At 64.3% G+C, this 19,766-nt stretch carries 16 protein-coding genes; 6 read left to right on the forward strand and 10 right to left on the reverse strand.

Annotation, left to right across the window (positions count from 1 at the left end; genetic code table 11):
* The first annotated feature begins 165 nt into the window (after positions 1-165).
* The 3 genes from Q7T45_RS27465 (at position 166) to Q7T45_RS27475 (ending at position 4,808) form a co-directional block, all read left to right on the forward strand.
* Positions 166-1,320, forward strand: a complete 1,155-nt coding sequence (locus tag Q7T45_RS27465; protein WP_304875186.1) for an iron-containing alcohol dehydrogenase — start codon at positions 166-168, stop codon at positions 1,318-1,320.
* A gap of 17 nt (positions 1,321-1,337) precedes the next feature.
* Positions 1,338-2,888 (forward strand): AMP-binding protein, encoded by a 1,551-nt coding sequence (locus tag Q7T45_RS27470; protein ID WP_304875188.1) that lies wholly within the window; start codon positions 1,338-1,340, stop codon positions 2,886-2,888.
* A 123-nt stretch (positions 2,889-3,011) separates the two neighbouring features.
* Complete coding sequence (locus tag Q7T45_RS27475; RefSeq protein ID WP_304875190.1) at positions 3,012-4,808, forward strand: cation:proton antiporter; 1,797 nt, start codon at positions 3,012-3,014, stop codon at positions 4,806-4,808.
* Between the two features lie 17 nt (positions 4,809-4,825).
* Here Q7T45_RS27475 and mddA read toward each other — a convergent pair whose 3' ends face one another.
* The 4 genes from mddA to Q7T45_RS27495 form a co-directional block, all read right to left on the reverse strand.
* The gene (gene mddA / locus Q7T45_RS27480) at positions 4,826-5,605 is read right to left on the reverse strand and encodes a methanethiol S-methyltransferase (RefSeq protein WP_304875191.1); all 780 of its coding nucleotides are present in this window, start codon (positions 5,603-5,605) and stop codon (positions 4,826-4,828) included.
* Between the two features lie 58 nt (positions 5,606-5,663).
* Positions 5,664-6,608 carry a DMT family transporter gene (locus Q7T45_RS27485; protein ID WP_304875193.1) on the reverse strand — a complete coding sequence of 315 codons (945 nt, stop codon included), beginning with the start codon at positions 6,606-6,608 and terminating at the stop codon, positions 5,664-5,666.
* 119 nt (positions 6,609-6,727) lie between these two features.
* Entirely contained in the window at positions 6,728-7,804 is a 1,077-nt protein-coding gene (locus Q7T45_RS27490) for an alpha/beta fold hydrolase (RefSeq protein WP_304875195.1), read from the reverse strand.
* Between the two features lie 92 nt (positions 7,805-7,896).
* Entirely contained in the window at positions 7,897-9,087 is a 1,191-nt protein-coding gene (locus tag Q7T45_RS27495) for a sensor histidine kinase (RefSeq protein WP_304875197.1), read from the reverse strand.
* 255 nt (positions 9,088-9,342) lie between these two features.
* On the opposite strand from Q7T45_RS27495, the gene Q7T45_RS27500 reads away from it, so the two are divergent.
* On the forward strand, positions 9,343-10,158 hold the full coding sequence (locus tag Q7T45_RS27500; RefSeq protein ID WP_304875198.1) for a transglutaminase family protein: 816 nt from the start codon (positions 9,343-9,345) through the stop codon (positions 10,156-10,158).
* Here the strand turns inward: Q7T45_RS27500 and Q7T45_RS27505 are convergent.
* The 6 genes from Q7T45_RS27505 to Q7T45_RS27530 all read right to left on the reverse strand — a co-directional run bounded on the left by Q7T45_RS27505 (position 10,155) and on the right by Q7T45_RS27530 (position 17,227).
* Entirely contained in the window at positions 10,155-10,832 is a 678-nt protein-coding gene (locus Q7T45_RS27505) for a spermidine synthase (RefSeq protein ID WP_304875200.1), read from the reverse strand. The genes Q7T45_RS27500 and Q7T45_RS27505 overlap by 4 nt on opposite strands.
* A 41-nt stretch (positions 10,833-10,873) precedes the next feature.
* Positions 10,874-12,241, reverse strand: a complete 1,368-nt coding sequence (locus Q7T45_RS27510) for a hypothetical protein (protein WP_304875202.1) — start codon at positions 12,239-12,241, stop codon at positions 10,874-10,876.
* A gap of 169 nt (positions 12,242-12,410) precedes the next feature.
* A complete protein-coding gene (locus tag Q7T45_RS27515) occupies positions 12,411-14,816 on the reverse strand; it encodes a PAS domain S-box protein (RefSeq protein ID WP_304875203.1) in 2,406 nt (801 codons plus the stop codon).
* A gap of 154 nt (positions 14,817-14,970) precedes the next feature.
* The gene (locus Q7T45_RS27520; protein WP_304875205.1) at positions 14,971-15,612 is read right to left on the reverse strand and encodes a trans-aconitate 2-methyltransferase; all 642 of its coding nucleotides are present in this window, start codon (positions 15,610-15,612) and stop codon (positions 14,971-14,973) included.
* 105 nt (positions 15,613-15,717) lie between these two features.
* On the reverse strand, positions 15,718-16,494 hold the full coding sequence (locus tag Q7T45_RS27525; RefSeq protein ID WP_304875207.1) for an SDR family oxidoreductase: 777 nt from the start codon (positions 16,492-16,494) through the stop codon (positions 15,718-15,720).
* A 34-nt stretch (positions 16,495-16,528) separates the two neighbouring features.
* The gene (locus tag Q7T45_RS27530) at positions 16,529-17,227 is read right to left on the reverse strand and encodes a GntR family transcriptional regulator (protein ID WP_304875209.1); all 699 of its coding nucleotides are present in this window, start codon (positions 17,225-17,227) and stop codon (positions 16,529-16,531) included.
* Between the two features lie 164 nt (positions 17,228-17,391).
* Between Q7T45_RS27530 and Q7T45_RS27535 the strand changes: the two genes are divergently transcribed.
* Both Q7T45_RS27535 and Q7T45_RS27540 read left to right on the forward strand, forming a co-directional pair.
* The gene (locus Q7T45_RS27535) at positions 17,392-18,648 is read left to right on the forward strand and encodes an ABC transporter substrate-binding protein (protein WP_304875211.1); all 1,257 of its coding nucleotides are present in this window, start codon (positions 17,392-17,394) and stop codon (positions 18,646-18,648) included.
* 232 nt (positions 18,649-18,880) lie between these two features.
* Positions 18,881-19,759: a branched-chain amino acid ABC transporter permease gene (locus tag Q7T45_RS27540; protein WP_304875213.1), complete on the forward strand. Its 879-nt coding sequence runs from the start codon at positions 18,881-18,883 to the stop codon at positions 19,757-19,759.
* Positions 19,760-19,766: the final 7 nt, after the last annotated feature.

Consider the following 19,766-nt stretch of genomic DNA (forward strand, 5'->3'; position numbering starts at 1 on the left):
GCACCGTGTGAGACGAGAGACCGCCACCCCACCCCGCCGCTCCTTTCAGTCGCGTCGACCCTCCCCTCCAGGGGAGGGTGAAGGATTTCCAGTTCCCCTCCCCGCCGACTCCGCTAGATTGCTCCCAAGGGTCGCAACAAGACCAGGACTTCCGGGAGGACGATCGTGCACAAGGGGCGTGTGGTTTTCGGCGCCATGGACGAGGTGATCTTCGGCACGGCGGCCGCAGAGGCCATCGTCGGGCAATTGGACCGTCTGGGTACGACGCGCGCCTTCCTGATGGTCAGCGGAACGCTGAACCGAGAGACCGACGAGATCGAGAAAATCAGGATGGCGCTGGGCCCGCGTTGCGTCGGCACGTTCGATGCGATGCCGGCGCATACGCCGCGGGCCGCCGTGATCGCGGCGTCCGAGCAGGCCCGCGCCGCCGGCGCCGACCTCATCGTCACGGTCGGCGGCGGCTCGATCACCGACGGCGCCAAGGCGGTGCAGATCTGCCTCGCCAATGATATCAGGAGCGTCGAGGGCATCGACAGGGTCCGCGCCCACAAGGGCGGCACGCCTGCCATGAATCCGCCAACGGTGCGCCAAATCAGCGTGCCCACCACGATTGCCGGCGGCGAGTTCAGCGCCATTGCCGGGGTCACCAACGAAGGCACCAAGGTCAAGGAGCGACTGGCTCATCCCCTGGTGATGCCGCGGGCGGCGATCCTCGATCCTGCGCTGACCGTGCACACGCCGGAATGGCTGTTTCTGTCGACCGGCATCCGCGCCGTCGATCACTGCGTCGAAGGCATTTGTTCGCGCGAGACGCATCCTTACGCCGACGCCCAGGCGATCAAGGGATTGTCGATGCTGGCGCAGGGCCTGCCGCGGGTGAAGGCCGACGCCGATGATCTCGATGCGCGGATGGATTGCCAGATCGGCACCTGGCTTTCGATGGGGCCGCTGTCGTCGGGCGTGCCGATGGGCGCCAGCCATGGCATCGGCTATGTGCTCGGCGCGGTGTTCGACGTGCCGCACGGCTATACTTCCTGCGTGATGCTGCCGTCGGTGATGCGCTGGAACAAATCCGTCAATGCGGAGCGGCAGGCGCTGGTATCGGCGGCGATGGGACAGCCCGGTCAGGACGCAGGCGACGTGCTGGACGGCTTCATCCGCGGCCTCGGCATGCCGCGCAGCCTGCAGGACGTCCGGATCGGCCCCGAGCATTTCGATCGCATCGCCGCGCAGGCGATGGGGACGCCGTGGGTTCCGCGCAACCCGCGCCAAATCGATTCCCCCGCGCAGTTGCGCGAAATTCTCGTTATGGCCGCCTGAGAAAAACTGGAGAAAAAATGTACACCGGCAAGCATGCTCATCTGCGCCCCCTGCAGCCCGCTTTCATCATGGCAGGGTCCGGCGAGACCGTGACCTATCGCGAGCTGGAGGTGCGCAGCAACCGGCTGGCGCATCTGTTGCGCAATCTCGGCCTGAAGCGGCTCGACCACTATGCGATCTTCATGGAGAACAACAGCCGCTATCTGGAGACCTGCGGCGCCGGCGAGCGGTCCGGCCTGTACTACACCTGCGTGAACTCGTATTTGACGCCGAGCGAACTCGCCTACATCGTCGGCAACAGCGAATCCCGCGTGCTGTTTACATCCGTCGCAAAACTCGACGTCGCGCGCGAGGCGCTCAAGGACTGCCCCAGGGTCGAACTCTGCGTCGTGGTCGACGGACCAGGCGAAAGCGCGCGTATCGTCGGTCTGCGCGACGCGACGGCTGGATTGCCCGGTACGCCGATCGCGGACGAATACGTCGGCACCGCGATGCTGTATTCGTCCGGCACCACCGGCCGCCCGAAGGGCATCCTGCGGCCGCTGCCGGAGCAGCCCGCGACCCAGCAGCTGCCGCTGTTCGATTTCCTGCACAAGCTGTGGCAGTACCGCGAAGGCATGATCTATCTGTCGCCGGCGCCGCTGTATCATTCGGCGCCGCAGGCCGCCGTCAATCTCGCGATCAAGAGCGGCGGCACCGTCATCATCATGGAGCAGTTCGATCCCGAGCGGTACCTCGACCTGGTCGAGCAATGGGGCGTCACCCACACCCAGCTGGTGCCGACGATGTTCTCGCGCATGCTGAAGCTGCCGGAGGCAAGGCGGAAGGGTCATGACCTGTCGTCGCTCGAAATCGCTGTTCATGCCGCGGCGCCGTGCCCGGCGGCGGTGAAGGACGAGATGATCAAATGGTGGGGCCCGATCATCCACGAATATTACGGGGCCACCGAGGGCCTCGGCTTTACCGCCTGCAACAGCGAGGAATGGCTGGCCCACCGGGGCAGCGTCGGCCGCGTGCTGCTCGGCGACCTCCACATTCTCGATGAGGACATGAAGCCCTGCCCGATCGGCACGCCGGGCACGGTCTGGTTCAAGACCGCGACGCCGTTCGAATATTTCAACGATCCGAACAAGACGAAGGAGGCGCGCTCGCCGGACGGCAGCATGAGCACGGTCGGCGACGTCGGCTATGTCGACAAGGACAATTTTCTGTACCTGACCGACCGCGCGACCTTCATGATCATCTCCGGCGGAGTCAACATCTACCCGCAGGAATGCGAGAACCTGCTGATCACCCACCCCAAGATCGCGGACGCCGCCGTGTTCGGCGTGCCCAATGCCGATCTCGGCGAGGAGGTGAAGGCCGTGGTGCAACCGATGCCGGGAATCGCACCGGGACCGGAACTGGCCGACGAACTGATCGCTTTCTGCAGCCAGTCGCTGTCGCGCCAGAAAGTGCCGCGCTCGATCGACTTCGAGGCGGAGCTGCCGCGGCTGCCGACCGGCAAGCTCTACAAGCGGTTGCTGCGCGACCGCTACTGGGGCGACAAGACGTCCCGGATTCTGTAAGGCGACAACAGGCCTGTCGTCCGCCAATGCGCGGCGAACGGATACGCCGTGGCATGGGCTGTGAATAGGCCTATACCAGCTGATCCTGTACGGATGGCCCTGGATCAACCGGAAGGGAACTGAGTGGCGGCACCGATCAACATCGATGTCTACAGCGATGCGCTGGTGGTGCTGGGCACCGCCGGCATCGTCATTCCCCTGGTGCGCCGCTTTGGGTTCAGCCCCGTGCTCGGCTATCTGGCGGCAGGCGCTATCCTGGGCCCGCTGGGACTGGGCTCGCTGATCAAGCAGTTTCCGTTGCTGTACTGGGTCACCGTCGTCGACGCCAGGAACGTGGCCGGTATCGCCGAACTCGGCGTGGTCTTCCTGCTGTTCATTATCGGCATGGAGCTGTCCTTTGAGCGCTTGAAAACCATGCGCCGGCTGGTGTTCGGACTGGGAAGCCTGCAGATCATCTTCTCCGCCGCCGTGATCGGCGCCATCGCCAGCCTGTTCGGCAACCCGCCCACGGTATCGATCATCCTCGGCGCGTGCCTTGCTTTGTCCTCGACCGCGATCGTGATCGAGGTGCTTTCCAACCACGGCCGGCTCGCCTCGACCGCCGGCCGAACCAGTTTCGCCGTCCTGCTGGCGCAGGATCTCGCGGTGATACCGATGCTGCTGCTGGTCTCGATCATGGGCAGCCGTTCGGGCGACTCGGTCATGACCCATCTCGGCTTTGCGCTGGTCAATGCGACGCTGGCCGTTGCCGCGATCGTGATCGTCGGTCGCCTGCTGTTGCGGCCGCTGTTCCGGCTGGTCGCTTCCACCGCCTCGCACGAGTTGTTCGTGGCGGCGGCGCTGTTTGTGATCATCGGTGCCGGGGTCGCCGCGGCCACGGCCGGACTTTCGATGGCACTGGGAGCATTCATCGCGGGGCTGCTGCTTTCCGAAACCGAATTCCGCAAGGCGATCGAAACCACCATCGGTCCGTTCAAGGGACTGCTGCTGGGCGTGTTTTTCTTCACCGTCGGCATGAATATCGACGTCCGCGAATTGGCCCGCGAGCCACTGTTGCTGTTTGCTTCCGTCGTCGGGCTCATCGTCATCAAGTCCGTCCTGCTGACCGGCCTCGCCCGGATCTTTCGCCTGTCCTGGCCGGCGGCGATCGAAACCGGTCTTCTGCTCGGCCCCGGCGGCGAGTTCGCATTCGTCGGCATCGGCCTTGCAACCTCGCTTGGACTCATTGGCGCCGATGTATCGAGCTTCACCTTGACGGTGACATCGATCACCATGGCGCTGATCCCGGCGCTGTCGCTGGCCGCGCGGCGCCTGGCGCCCAGGTTCCGGGAGCCCAGGGCGCTCGATCCGGAACTCACCGTGGCGCCGGCCGGCGGCACCGGCCATGCCATCGTCGTCGGCCATGGCCGGGTCGGACAGGTCGTCTGCACCATGCTGGACCGGCACGGCTGTCCCTATCTTGCGGTCGACAATGACGCTGCCGCCGTGCCCGAACAGCGGCGAAGCGGCCGCGAGGTCTATTACGGCGACGCCACGCTGCCGGAATTCCTCAGGACTTGCGGGGTGATGGAAGCCAAGGCCGTGATCGTCACGGTTGCCGCGGCGGACGCAATCGACGAAGTCGTGCGACAGGTGCGCGCGCTGCGAAGCGACATCGTGATCGTTTCGCGCGCCCGCGACGCCGTCCACGCGCGCCACCTCTATCGAATCGGCGTCACCGACGCCGTGCCCGAAACCATCGAGGCCAGCCTGCAATTGTCGGAAGCCGCATTGATCGGTCTGGGGCAAGGCACAGGACTGGTCATTGCCTCGATCCACGAGCGGCGCGACGAGTTCCGCCGCGAGCTGCAGCAGGCGGCGGGGCTGACGGAGGATGAACCGTCGAATTCGGTCCGGCGGAAGACGCTCCGACGGCCGTGATGCAGGCGGGCGCGCCCTTAAGACCTGCGCCCGACACCGGCGACACGTCCGTCCGATGCCTCGCCTGGCGCGGATTTGCGCCAGGGCAGCAGCATCGATACCCGGTCCCTGTAGCGGCGATAGTCATCGCCGAACAGATCGACCAGATCGCGCTCTTCCAGCCAGATTCCGACGAAGATGTAGGCGGTGGTCACCGCCGCGAACAGCAGGTGACCGGCGGTCATGGTGGGCGCCGCCCAGAACGCGATGATGAAACCGAGATAGATCGGGTGCCGCACGAAGTTGTAATACAGCGGCGTGCGGAAGCGCGGCGCCGGCATCTCGCGGCCAGCCAGGTTGTTGGCGACCTGGTGCAGCCCGAACAGCTCGAAATGATTGATCAGGAACGTGCTGGTCAGCACGATCAGCCAGCCGATCAACGACAGACCGGCGATCGCCATCGCGGCCCGCGGATCGGCGACCTGCCACAGCACTGCCGGGATCGGCCGCCACTGCCAGAACAGCAGCACCAGGGCCAGGCTGGCGAGCAGCACATAGGTGCTGCGCTCGACCGGCTTCGGCACGAACTGCGTCCACCACGTCTTGAACTGCTTGCGGGCCATGACGCTGTGCTGGATCGCGAACAGCGACATCAGCAGGAGGTTCACGATCAGCCCTTCCGCAATTCCTCCCGCCGTTCCGCTGTCGATGGTCTTCGGCACCGCCAGGCCCGAGACGAAGCCGATGGCATAGAGAAACGTAACGAAAAATACGGTATAGGATACCACACCGTAGAGAAATATGATCAATCGGCCCATCTGCTCCTCCTTGCTGTGAACGTGACGCGCAAGCCGCGTGTCGTCGTGGATGGAATTCTCATGTGCGAGGGCGCCGCTCGACGAAGACGATGCCGGACAGCACCAGCGCGGCGCCCGCCGCCTGCGTCCATGTCGGCGCTTCGCCAAGCAGCAGGAACGCCAGAGCCGCGCCGAACACCGGCATCAGGTTGACGAACTGCCCGGCCCGGACCGGCCCCAGCTCCGACACCCCGCGAGACCACAGCAGGAATGCGATCGCCGAAGCGAACAGCGCGATGTAACCGATGCTCAGGAGCACGCCGACCGAGCCGAGCGCCGCCAACGGTTCCGCCGGGCCGAACAACAGCGCCGGCAGCATCATCGGCAGTGCCGCGGCCACGCTGGCGGCCAGTGTGACCGCCGGCGGAAGATCCGCTGGACGGCGGCGCAGCATCAGCGAATAGGCCGCCCAGATTGCGACCGCCGCCAGCATCCACAAATCCCCGGCGCTGAAACCCTGGGAAAGGATGCCGGCTGGATCTCCGCTCGTGATCAGGACACAGGCGCCGGCAACCGAGATCAGCGCGCCGCCGATCTGCCTGCCGGATGGCCGCTCCGATCCCAGCCATGCGGATCCCAGCAGCGTCGCGACCGGGGAGAGCGACAGAATCAGCAGGGCGCTGGTGACGGTGGTGCTTTGCAGCGCAAGATAAATCAGGATGTGGAATGCCGCGATCCCGGTGGCGCCAAGCGCAGAGATCAGCCGCCATTCGCGGCGCAGCGCCGGCCAGGCGGCGAGTGTGCCTTGCCAGACGAACGGCGCGATGATGGCGAGGGCGAGCAGCCAGCGCAGGAAGTTGAGTGTCACCGGATCGACCGCGCCGCGAAGCGCCCGGCCGGCGACGAAATTGCCGGACCAGAACAGCGCCGCCAGGGCCAGCGCCAACGCCGGAGAGCGAAGCACCGCGCGCGCCTTCGCTAGCTTCATTTCAGATGATGTCAGGGCTGCCGTCGCGACTGTCATGCTTCTCACCGCCTTTGCGCGTGGAAGCGTGACCCGCTAACAGCCGGCCGTCATGAGGCCGGCGTCCCATACTCGCCGGCAAAGCGCTCGAAATGACGCGGACGTCTGGGCTGGCTGTCCTATGACGCCTCGCCGATGCCGGCGTCCCGGGCCAGCACGATGGCCTGGGACCGCGTACCGACCCCGAGCTTGGAAAAAATGCTGGAAACCTGATTGCGCACCGTCTTCTCGCTCTTGCTCAACGCCGCGGCAATGGCCGCGTTGTCGAGGCCTCGCGCGATCAGGGTCAGGACGGCGTGCTCGCTCGCGGTCAAGCCGGCCTGCCGCAGCGCCCGTGACGAACCGCCGGCGTCGCCGAGGAAGGAGCGGAGTTCGCCGAGAAACAGCGGCCATGCGGGTTCGCCCGGGAGCAATACGTGGTTGCGACCTTCCAGCGGAACGAAGCGGGCCGAGGGGATCAGGGCCGCCAGCTGCCGGCCCTGTTCGAACGGCACCCGGGCGTCGTTGCGCGAATGCATCACCAGGGTCGGGACACGCAGGCTGGCCGCCTCCGCGGTGACGTCGAGCTGATAGAGCTGCTCGACGATGGCCACAGCGTTGTCGGGCGACGCCGAGAGCCGCTCCAGATCGTTGAACCACTGGTGCTGCTCGCGGGTGCCGTCCGGAATGAACTGCGAGGTGAAAACCTGCCGGAACGCCGGATTGTCGCGGCCCCAGCCGAGCCGGATCAGCTTGACCAGCGTTTCGGCCTCCTCGCGCTCCTGCTCGGTGATATTCCGGCGCAGCACGCCCTTGCCATAGGCGCCGAACAGGATCAGGTGCGACACCCGGTCGGGATGACGCGCGGCATAGGCAATGGCGAGCGCACCGCCCTGCGACATTCCGAACAGCGGGAATTTCTTCAGGCCTTGCGCCTCGACGACGGCCTCGAGGTCCTCCATCCACGCCTCGAAGGAGGTGGAGGGCGGCGAGCGATCGGACAATCCGCAGCCGCGCTGGTCATAGCGGATATAGGTGTGGTCGCGCGACAGTTCCTCGAGCCAGTGCGCCCAGACCGGGCTGCGCGCATCATGCTCGACATGGCTGAGCCAGTGCGCGGTCCGCAGCAATGGCGGCCCGCGACCGATCGAGGCCATCGCGATCTGGGCGCCGTCGCGGGACTTGCAGAAGCGAATCTGTTGGCCAGACCTCGGCATGGAACCCCTGACGCCAGGCTGCGTGGAGTCCATCCTATCCCGGCCTCCTTTTGAATTCGACCGCTACGATGCGTCTCGAATCCAGCGGATCGTCACGCCGCCGCGATCAGAGAGCCAAGCGGCACGTCCAGCGCGTAGACAAACCCTGTGGGAGCGTAGGAAAGCTGCACCTGGCCGTTCAATTGCTGGCCGAGCGACTCCATCATCCTTGTGCCGAAGCTGCGGCGTTCCGGCGGCTGGACCGGCGGGCCGGCCTTTTCGGTCCAGGTCAGGCGGAGCCGCTGCTTGTCGTCGTCGATGGTCCAGGCGATTTCGACGCGGCCGCTCGGGATCGAGAGCGCGCCGAATTTCGTGGTGTTGGTGCAGAGCTCGTTGAACGTCATCGCCAGCGCAATGACGGCGCCCGAGGTGATCCGGATATCCGGCCCGTTGAAATGAAAGCGCCGGGCGCCCTGGCTTTCGAACGGCTCGGTCGCGCCGCTGAACGTATGGGTGAGGCTGGCATTGGACCAGCTGATCTGCATCAGCAGATCATGAGCGCGGCCAAGCGCCAGCAGCCGACCCTCCATCGCCTGCTGTCCGTGTTCGATGGTGGGTGCGGCGCGAAAACTCTGCGATGCGATGGCGCTGACGGTGGCGAGCGTGTTCTTGATGCGATGATGAAGTTCACCCAGGATCAGCTTCTGCAGCTTGTCGGCGGCCTCGCGCTCCTTGGCGTCGATGCCGGCCTGCGCCAGCAGCATCTTGGCATCGATGCCGGCCTGTTCGAGCAACACCCGAAGGCTGTCGTTCTCCGCCGACAACACGGCCTCATGCGCCGAGCGGGGCGGCAGTTCGGTCGGCGTCGCGGCGTGAGAAGCCGCAACCACTGCCGGAATGACTGCGCTCGGAACAATCTTCAGTGCGCCGACCCCCACCATGGTCTGCAGTTCGGTGATCATTTGGTGCATGCCCAGCGGCTTGCCGAAGAAGCGGCTGTCGACCGGCCGTTCCGCGTCGGACGGTTTCACCTGGCCGGAAACCAGGATGATCTTGATGCCGGGCCAGCGGTTGTGCACCGTGTGGGCGAGCTTGAGGCCATCCATGCTGCCGGGCATTTGAATGTCGGTAAACAGCAGCGAAATGTCCGAGCGCGACTCCAGGATCGCCATCGCCTCGTCGGCGTTGACGGCCTCGACCGAGTGAAAACCGGCATCCTCCACGATATCGACCGCACGCATCCGCAGCATCATTTCGTCCTCGACGATGAGGACGTTCGGCACTTCTGTAGGATCCACTGACATGGAGAGCTTTGCTCGTGCTTGGAGGGAGTCGATCGTCGACCTAGGGTAGCGCCCGAAGTCGCAATAAGTTCCATCGATGGCCCTCGGCGCGGGCTTCGCAAGTGCCGATATACGCTTATAGCGACTTGTATTTGACGGATCCGGTAGCCATTTTGGCAAGGCGACCGTAGTGAGCGGGCCGGATTGCGGCACCGGCTTCAAGCGACAGAACGTGTCGGGCTAATTTCAGGCAACCATAGCATCGGGGTAATCAGTTTGAAGATCCGCGTCGGTTACGAGATGATTTACGACTTTCCGCAGCCCACGCCTGTCATCATGGTGCTGGGTGCGCATTTCACGCGGGCGTCCGACGTCATCATTCCCGATTTTCTGACCGTCAGCCCGTCGGTCGAGATCACGCCCTATCGCGACGGTTTCGGCAACTGGTGCAGCCGCATCGTCGCACCGGCCGGCCGCGTGCGGCTGGCCGCCGACGGCATGGTTCGCGACAGCGGCCTGCCCGATCCGATCGTGGCTTCGGCCCTTCAGCACGCGGTGGAGGATCTGCCGGCCGAAACCCTGGTCTATCTGCTCGGCAGCCGCTATTGCGAAACCGACCGGCTGTCCAACGTCGCCTGGAAGTTGTTCGAGAGGACGCCGCCGGGCTGGGCGCGGGTTCAGGCGATCTGCGATTTCGTTCACAACCACATCAAGTTCGGCTACGAGCACGCCCGCGCCACCAAGACGGCGGCGGATGCGTTCGACGAGGGCAAGGGCGTCTGCCGCGACTATGCCCACCTCGCCATCACCTTCTGCCGCTGCATGAATATTCCGGCGCGCTACTGCACCGGCTATCTCGGCGACATCGGCACGCCGAAGCCCTGGGCCGCGGGCGATTTCGCCGGCTGGTTCGAGGCCTATCTCGGCGGCCACTGGCACACCTTCGATCCCCGCAACAACATTCCGCGGATCGGCCGGATCCTGATCGCCCAGGGCCGCGATGCCTCCGACGTGCCGATCACGCAGACGTTCGGGCCGAATACGCTGGTGAGTTTCAAGGTCTGGACCGACGAAGTCGAAGAGGCCGCCTAGGCCTTCCTCGTCGCGAACCAGATCAAATGGCGCGCGCCGCTACGCCTGGTGGTGGCGCGCACCGCGACCTCGTTGACCTCGAAGCCGGCGTCACGCAGCCGTTTTGAAAACGCCGGGTGCGGCCCCGACGACCAGACCGCGAGCACGCCGCCCGGCCGCAACGCCCGATGGATCGCCTTCAGCCCCTTCGCATCGTACAGCGCATCATTGGCCTTGCGGATCAGTCCTTCCGGGCCGTTATCGACATCGAGCAGGATGGTGTCGAACGCCCCAGGTTTGGATGCGATCACCTCGATGACATCGGCGGCGAGGATTTTCGCTCTGGGATCGTCGAGGCTGTCACCAAAAATTTCGGCCATCGGCCCGCGCGCCCAGGCGATCACGGCGGGCAGCAGTTCGGCCACCGTGATCCGCGCTTTCGGCCCGAGCACCGCAAGCGCGGCGCGCAGGGTAAAGCCCATGCCCAACCCGCCGATCAGCAGATGCGGCGCCTTGACCGCTTCCAGTCTGCGGCAGGCCAGCGTGGCGAGCGCCTCCTCCGATCCCGACAGCCGGCTGCTCATCAACTCGTTCTGGCCGAGCTTCATGGAAAATTCGGCGCCGCGCTGCATCAGGCGCAGTTCGACGTCCGAGCCGGGCACGCGTGTCGTGTCGATGTGTTTCCACGGAATCATCTGGGGCTTTTACGCCGCTTTGGCGGTATCGTGCAAAGCCGTTATGGAGCGATCGGACAGGTGCCGGGATTCTGGCAGGGCGCCGGCGCGACGCGCGTGGTCGCCGCGGCGTCGTTGGACGCTGGACCTTCGGTTCCATTGACGATGGGCGAGACACGCCAGCGATAGGCCGTTCGCGGCGTCAGCCCTGAATCGGCAAAGCTGGGACCGGCGACATCGGTCACGGCAGTGAATGGACCGTCGGCGCCGGCACGAAAGATGCGATACGCCGTGGTTGCCTCCAGCGGCGTCCACGCCAGCGCCGCTGACGTGTCCGACGTGTCGATCACCTTGAGCGGATTGAACGCGTTGGATGGCGCTGTCCCGGGTGCCGCACCCGCGGTCAGCGCGTCGAGCATGGCCTTGATGGTCCGGATCTGCGCGCCGGATTTTGTCACGTAGCTGTCGCTGTGGTTGACGTAGCTCCACCAGTCCCAGCACCCCTGCGGATTGAACGGCGCGAACGGACTAGCCTTGGTCTGCGGATAGAGCACGATCAGCCGATTGCTGTCGGCCCAGGCATTGTAGCCGGTATCGTCGATATAGCGCCGGCCGATATCGCCGACATTCTGCTTGCATCCATGCAGGGCGATGTGGACGCGGCACGCCGCACCCTGCTCGCAATCCTGGGGAACGAACACAAAGCCGGTGTTGTCCAGACTGAGCGGGCCGGGATCGTTCGGCTTGGTGTAAATGGACTGGTCGAAACGCTTGATCGTCCCGGTCAAGGGTCCCGGGTTCGGCGCATTCAACGCACCGTAAATGTGTTGCAGGATGATCCCGGCCTGATCATACCCGCAGCTGTTGATGAACGGCGCGGCGTTGACCTGGCAATCGTTGAGGCCGTCGACGGGCTTGTCGGGCGCAACGGCTAGCGAGTGACCCGCCCCGACCGTGGTCTGGTAATAGAGATTGCCGCGGTTGGCCTCGCTCAGATAGTGACGATAGAAATCCGCCGCCGCATCGGTGACCGACTTCGCCACCACCGCGTCGTTGTAGCCATGGAACAGATAGATCTTTTGCCGCGTGACGAACTGCAGGGAATCGATATCGCCGGAGGCCGCTTTGGCATCCGCCTTCTCGAAAGAGCGGTTCATGTCCCGGGGCGGCCCGACCATGCACGATCCGGTCGCGGTCATGATCGGCAGCGGGTAGCCGTTCATGATATCCATGGCGTCAGCTTTGGCGCACCAATACGGCCCGCCGGCGACAACTCCGACGCCCTTGATCACCGAAGACCAGGCGGTGCCGAACTGAACCGCCATGAACGCGCCGGAGGAAATGCCCGATATCGAGCTTTCGCGGATGTCGGCATTATAGCCGGACAGTTTTTCAGACTCGGCAGCCAGCGCCGGGCCGGCAACCAACACCAAACAACTCAAGGCGATAGCCGTCCGGCGCCATGCGGCAACGTCCATGAGACACCTCCCGCTCAAGTATCAGTCTGTTGGAATCTCTAGCAAACGGCATGCCGGTTGTGTGCCAGATTCAGGAAACAGGTGAACCTGCCTGACTGAATTCTTCCGCATCCTGGGAGATTCACCCCGCCGCCCGCCGCTCGGAAATCGCCTTTCGCAGTGTCCGCGACAGCGATTCCACCGAATACGGCTTCTGAATCAGCTCAAAACCGCGATGGGCATTGTCGGCGAGAACGCTGCTGTATCCGCTGGTCAGCACCACCGGCAGGCCCGGATAGCGATCACGAATAACGTTGGCGAGTTCAACGCCGTTCATGCCGGGCATGATGACATCCGAGAACACCAGATCGAAGGTGAGCTCATCCTCGGCGAGCGCCGCGAGGGCGTCGCCGGCATTGGCGGCCCATTTGATGGCGTAGCCGAGATCCCTCAGCAATTCGGTGGAAAAACGTCCGACCTCTTCATCGTCTTCCACCACCAGAACGCAATGTCCGCGGCCGCTCATCGCGGCTTCCGCACCGACCGCGGCGATTTCCGCGCCCTTCGCCAGACGTTCGGCCTGAGGCAGATAGATGGTGAAAGTGGAGCCGCTTGAAGTAGATCCTTGGCCGCGCGTGCTCGTGACACTGATTTCGCCGCCCGACTGCTTGGCAAAGCCGAGTGCCTGACTGAGACCGAGGCCGGTGCCCTTGCCGACATCCTTGGTCGTGAAGAACGGCTCGAAGATGACTTCCAGCATGTCGGCCGGGATCCCGGATCCGCTATCGGTGATGGAAACGGCGACGAACCGGCCGTCGCGACGCGCCTGACCGCGCAGCGCCGGAATGGCGTCGACCACATCGACATGGATGACGAGACGGCCCTCTCCCGCCATCGCATCGCGGGCATTGACCGCGAGATTGACCAGCGCGGTTTCGAACTGGGCGACATCGGCGGTGGCAAGACACGGGGGATCGCAAAGCTCGACATCGATCTGGATTCGGCCGCCCATCAGCGGACGGATCAGCTGCGCGATGGTTTCGACCTGCGAGCCTACATCGAATACCTGTGGCGACAGCGGCTGCCGCCGGGCAAAGGCCAGAAGCTGGCCGGTCAGCTTCGACGCGCGATCGACCGTGTCCGAAATCGCATCTACGTAACGGCGGCGCCGGTCCTCGCTGAGCTCGCGGCGGCGCAGGAAGTCGGTCGCCGAGCGTATGATGGTGAGCAGGTTGTTGAAATCATGGGCGACGCCGCCGGTCAGCTGGCCGATCGCATCCATCTTCTGGGATTGGCGCAGCGCCTCCTCGGCCTGCCGCCGCTCGGTGATGTCGATGGCCTCGGGCAGCACCCCGGAGACTGTGCCGTGCTGATCGAACACCGGGCGCATGGTGAAATCAAAGAAGCGTTCGCCGGCGGGAAGATCGAGCTGCATTTCCCTCCGCACGCTTTCGCCTCGCAGCACCGCTGCAAAGGCCTCCATCACGATGTCGCGCATTCCCTCCGTTGCGGCAAACCAGGGCGAATCCCAAAACGGTTTTCCGGCGACGTCCCATATGTTGGCCCGGATGCCGGCCAGCGACGTCGCATTGGCGTAGAGAACGTTGCCCTGCAGGTCGAGCAGCCCCTGGTACTGATTGCTGGTTTCGAATATCGCGCGCATTTGCGCTTCGCTGGATTGAAGCTGCGAGGTGCGTTCCGCGATACGCCGCTCCAGCGTCTCGTTGAGATTCCGAAGCTCGAATTCGGCTTCCTTGGCGACCGTCACATCGTGGGCGACGCCGATGAAGCCGATATGTTTTCCGGTCGGATCCCAGCGCGGCTGCGATTCTGATCGCATCCAGCGCCATTGCCCATCGGCCCGGCGATACCGCCCTTCCAGCACGAATGGCTTAAGCGTTGCCTCCCCGGCAACACTTTCCTTCACAATGCGTTGCACATCGTCCGGATGCAGGATGGTCCGCCAATCGAACGCCAGCCCCTCCTCGTAAGGCACGCCGAGAAATTCGAGATAGGCCTGGTTGGCAAAGGCACGGGTGCGATCGATCTTGGTGACCCACATCGGCACCGGCGCACTGTTGGCGATCAGGCGGAACCGTTCTTCGCTCTCGCGCAGTGTCTCCTTGGCAATGGCCAGATCGGTGATGTCGATGTGAGCGCCCACCAGCCGCAGGGCAGCGCCGTCGGGATCGCGCTCGATCCGGGCCTCGGTAGCGATCCAGCGCACCTGCCCATCGTTAGGCCTGATGATTCGATATTGCGATGAAAACTGCTCGCCGGTGCCCTTCACCGCATCGATGAATTTCCGCACCGTTCGATCGCGGTCGTCCGGATGCAGCCGCGCAATCCAGTCCTGGTGGGTGTCATCCGCGTCAGCCGACAGGCCGTGGATGGCGCGGTAATCGGGGGTGCGGCGCTCGTTCCGAAAACCGTCCCGCAGGTCGACGGTGACGGCAGCCACCTTGACGACCTGCTCAAAACCGGCCGTTGCGGGTTCCGAAAACGAGTTGCTTCCGGTTGCCCGATCCTCATTCCCTGTGCCTGCCATGCTCGCTTCGCCTCGCGACCGGTTTCGGGCACTCTACATTAGGGCTGCCTCGAATTTAAGGCGATGCGGGCTTGCCGGGGTAGTTAACCTCGCGTGACGGGATCGATGGATTCCGTCTATTCCTGCAAGACATTCACAAGGCATTCATCCCTGCTCAAGCGGTGCTTCCCGTGCCGCCCGTTCGCCGGAAAATGCAAAACTGGAAATGCTGGGTCGAGTTCCATGGCGTGGCATGATCCTGCCTGAGGGAGTCCACCAGCTCGAAACCTTCGCCCAATTCCCCAGCAAGGCTTGCCGCATCGTACCGGTTGACGGGCAGCCCGCTGCATTTTTTCGGGCCGTCGAGGGCAAAGGTCCCGATGACGACATGGCCGCCAGGCCTGACCGCCTGTCGCAGACGCGCCACGTAGGCGGAGCGGTCCGCGGGATCGATCAGGAAATGAAAGGCGGCCCGGTCATGCCAGATGTCGAAGGTGTGTGCCGGCTGCCATTTGGTGACGTCGGCGGCGACCCATTCCACCTCGGTCGCGCGTTCACCAAGCCGCGTTTTGGCGGCATCAAGCGCGGCCTGTGAAATGTCCAGCACCGTCACGCGCCTGAACCCGCGCGCCAGAAGGCTGTCGACCAGACGGGACGCGCCGCCGCCGATATCGATGATGCCGGACTCCGGCACCGGCCGGGCAAGGTCGATCAGTTCGAGCGATGGCGCCGGATTTTCCTGAAACCAGCTGACCTCGCTCTCGTCCTTTGTCGTATAGACCGTTTCCCAGTGGGATTTCCGGTTCGCATCCGTCATGGGCGATCTCCGTTGGCCCCCAAGCGCTCAAGCCAAACATGGTCACACCGCCCATGCCACACAATAGCGACGTCGCTCTGCACGATCCGGGCATTTCGCCCTCGCCTATCCCAGCATCTGAGTGTCGCCGCACACCGAAATCGCTTGGCCGGAAATCGTCCTGCCGCGCGGGCTGCACATGAACAGGATCTGGTCGGCGATCTGCTCCGGCGTCACATAGTCCTTGATCGAGGTGTAGGAGAACGCCGTGCGCTCCATCTCGGCGTAGGAAATCCCGCGCTGCTGCGCCTTGGCTTCCAGCACCCGGCGCTGCCGGTCGCCGGCGACGAGGCCCGGCAGGATCGCGTTGACGCGGATGTTGTCCGGCCCGAGTTCGATCGACAGCGACTTTGTAAATCCGATCACGCCCCATTTTGCCGCGGCGTAGGGCGTGCGCATGGCGAAGCCGAGCCGGCCGGCCGCCGAGGAGATGTTGACGATCGACGCGTTCCTGCTCTTGCGCAGATGCGGCACAGCAAGGCGGGTGCAGTTGAATTGCCCGGTCAGGCAGATTTCCAGGCAGCGGTCCCAGTCTTCCGGATTCATGTCCTCGACCTTGGCCGTCGGTCCGGCGACACCGGCATTGTTGACCAGCACGTCGAGGCCGCCGAGTTTTGCCACAGCTTCCGCGAACAGTTTTTGCACGGCCGCGCGGTTGGAAACATCGCATGGCGTCGATGTGATGGCGGGATCGCTGGAAGCCAGTTCGGACAGCGCGATTTCATCGACATCGCAGGTGTGAACCCTGGCGCCTTCGGCTGCAAAACGCCGCGCAATGGCGCGCCCGATGCCGTTGGCGCCGGCGGTTACCAACACGCGCAAATCCTTGAGTTCGAGATCCATGGTCACTCCGAGATGTCGTTTGGAAGGAAGGATGTCAGTCGGCGAGTCCGCCGCGCGAAAGAATGAAATCCGCAGCACCCTTGATGTCGGCGGCAATTCCGGCCTGCGCGGCCTCGCCATTGCCGGCTTCGATCGCCTTGCGCACCGCGGCGTGAAACCGGATTGCGTCGCCCTTCGCCAGCCGGTCGGGATTGGCCCTGAGATCGAGGTTGATCACCGGTCCTGCTTTCAGCCACAGCGCGCGGATAATTTCGACCAGGATCGGCGAATGCGCCGCCTCGTAAACCGCGAAATGAAAGGTCTTGTTGAGTTCGACCGCGCGCGGCAGGTCGGGTACATCAGCCTCGCTCTCCAGCCGCATCGCTTCTTCGGCGCGCGCGATTCCGACGAGGTCGCGGCTGTCGCGGTGCGCTGCGGCCTGCCCCGCGGCATGGCCCTCGATGGCGATCCGCACCTTGGTCAGGTCGCGAAATTGCGCCGCCGACATCAGGGGAACGCGCACCGCGCGGTTCGGCGTCACCTCCAGCGCCTTGTCGGCGACCAGCCGCGATACCGCCTCGCGCACCGGCATGATGGAGACGCCGAGCACTTCCGCCGCCGCGCGCAGCGACAATTTCTCGCCCGGTGCCAGCCGGCCGGACATCAGCAGATCCGCCAGCCTGGCATAGGCGCGCTCGCCCAGCGTCTGACGGTCCAGCGGTTCCACCAGGTTGAGCGCGGTGGGCAAATTCAACGGAAGGCTCCCCCATGCGCCCGGATGTTTCGAGAGGGGACTCGACAACGGCCCGGACTTTTGTCAGTCTAACTGTGATCACAGATCACGGCAAGCGACACAGCGCCTGCCGAAAAGAAGAAACAGCCGCAGCCCACGCGGCCGCACCAGGGAGATGAAGGCTGATGTCCAATAATAGTCAATTCACACGCCGTAGCCTGTTGAAGACCGCCGGCGGCATTGCCCTGGTGTCGGGAATCTCCGCGCCGGCGATTTTGCGCGCCCAGACCGCCGATGTCATCAAGATCGGCCATCTGACGCCGCGCACCGGCTTTCTCGGACCGCTCGGCGAATACGCCGCGATGGCCGCCGATCTCGCGGTGGAGGAGATCAACGCCGCCGGCGGCATGATGGGCCGCAAGGTGGAGCTTCTGAAGGAGGATTCGGTCAATCCACAGACCGCCTCGACCAAGGCCGAGCGCATGATCGAGCGCGACAAGGTCGCCTGCATCATCGGCGAAATCTCTTCGGCCTCGTGCCTGACCATCGCGCAGGTGGCCTCGCGCACCAAGACCCTGTTTATCAACACCGGCGGCAACTCCGACGCGCTGCGCGGCAAGGATTGCCAGCGTTACATGTTCCACGTCGAGTCGCAGAACTCGATGTACGTCAAAACCGTCGGTCGCTCATTCCTGCGCGACGGCCTGGTCAAGGGCAAGAAGTGGTATTCGCTGACGGCCGACTACGCCTTCGGCCATGACCTGCTGAAGGTCTCGAAGCGCTTCATGGAAGCCAATGGCGGCAACTTCGCCGGCGACGATCTGGTGCCGACCGACGCCACCGACTTCTCCGCCTATCTGCTCAAGATCCGCGAAGCCAAGCCCGATCTGGTCGTGATCAATCTCGCCGGCAACCAGATCACCAACTTCCTCAAGCAATACGCGGAATTCGGCCTGACCTTCCCGGTCGGCGGCTTCGGCTTCGACACCGCGCTGGCCTGGGCGGCCGGCAAGGGCAATTTCGTCGGCACCTGGCCGGTGGTGTGGCACCATCTGCTCGATACCCCCGGCTCCAAGGCGTTCGTCACGGCCTTCACCAACAAATACAAGAAGCCGCCGGAGAACCAGGCCTGGGGCGATTACGTCGCCACCAAAATCGTGGCCAAGGCCATCAATGACCTGAAATCGGCGGAATCGCCGAAGATCATCGAACACTTCGAGAAGGGTGCGAAGTTTGACGTGCTGAAGACGCGGGAAGGCTATTTCCGCGCCTCGGATCATCAATTGATGCACGAAATGTACGCGGTTACGGCGTTGCCCGCCGACAAGATCAAGAACCAGTGGGACATCTTCGCTTCCAGCCCGGCGGTGCCGGCTGCCAACGAAGACCTCGAGATCATCGCCGCGACCAAGGAAGAGAACAGCTGCACGTTCCCGAGCTGATCCAAGAGAACGCCGGCCCTCTTACCCTCCCCTGGAGGGGGAGGGTCGACGCGAATGAAATGAGCGGCGGGGTGGGGTGAAAGTCTCTCTTCTCGAACAGTGCCCGGGTTGAGAGACCGCCACCCCACCCCGTCTCGCATCTGCGATGCGAGCCGACCCTCCCCCTCCAGGGGAGGGTGAAGAAGAACGCCGCCGCTCGAAGGGCGCCGCCTCCGATAATGAGACCCCATCCATGTCCACCATGTTGCTCGCCCAGCAAATCCTCAACGGCCTGCTCGACGGTGTCTACTACCTGCTGATCGCGCTCGGCCTGTCGCTGATCTTCTCGCTCGGCGGCATCGTCAACCTCGCGCATGGCGCTTTCTACGCGATCGGCGCCTACCTGACGCTGGTGCTGTCGCCTTATCTCGGCTTCGGCGGCTCGTTCGTGGCGGCACCGGTAGTGGTGGCGCTGATGGGCGTGGTGATCGAGCGCACGCTGTTCCGCCGCTTCTATCGCTCCGATCCGATCCTCTCGCTGCTGATGACGTTCGGTCTAGCCATGGTGGCGGAGCAGGCGCTGCGGATGATCTTCGGCGCGCCGCCCTTGTCCTATTCGATACCGACATGGCTGCGCGGACAGGTCGCGATCGGCAGCTTCATCTATTCGTTCTATCGCGTGGTGCTGCTCGGCATCGCCATAACCTGCATCGCCGCGCTCTGGCTGCTGCTGCAGAAGACCTCGTTCGGCCGCGTGGTGCGCGCCGGTGTGCAAAACCCCGACATGGTCGGCGCGCTCGGCATTTCCCTGCAGCCCTATATGTCCGCGGTCGCGGCGCTCGGCATCGGCCTTGCGGGCCTTGCCGGCGTGCTGCTGGCGCCGATCTATTCGATCCATCCGGCGATGGGCCAGGAAATCATCACGCCGGCCTTCGTCGTGGTGGTGATCGGCGGCCTCGGATCATTCTGGGGCGTGGTGGCCGCCGCCTTGCTGGTCGGCCTCGTCAAGGGCGTCATGGTCGGAATCGGCTATTCCGCGGCTTCCACCGCGGCAATCTATCTTCTGATGCTTCTGGTGCTGCTGTTCCGGCCACGCGGCCTGTTCGGCGAACGCATCACGCGGTTCGAGTGAGACGCTG

It is taken from the genome of Bradyrhizobium sp., from assembly GCF_030646015.1.
Taxonomy (GTDB): domain Bacteria; phylum Pseudomonadota; class Alphaproteobacteria; order Rhizobiales; family Xanthobacteraceae; genus Bradyrhizobium.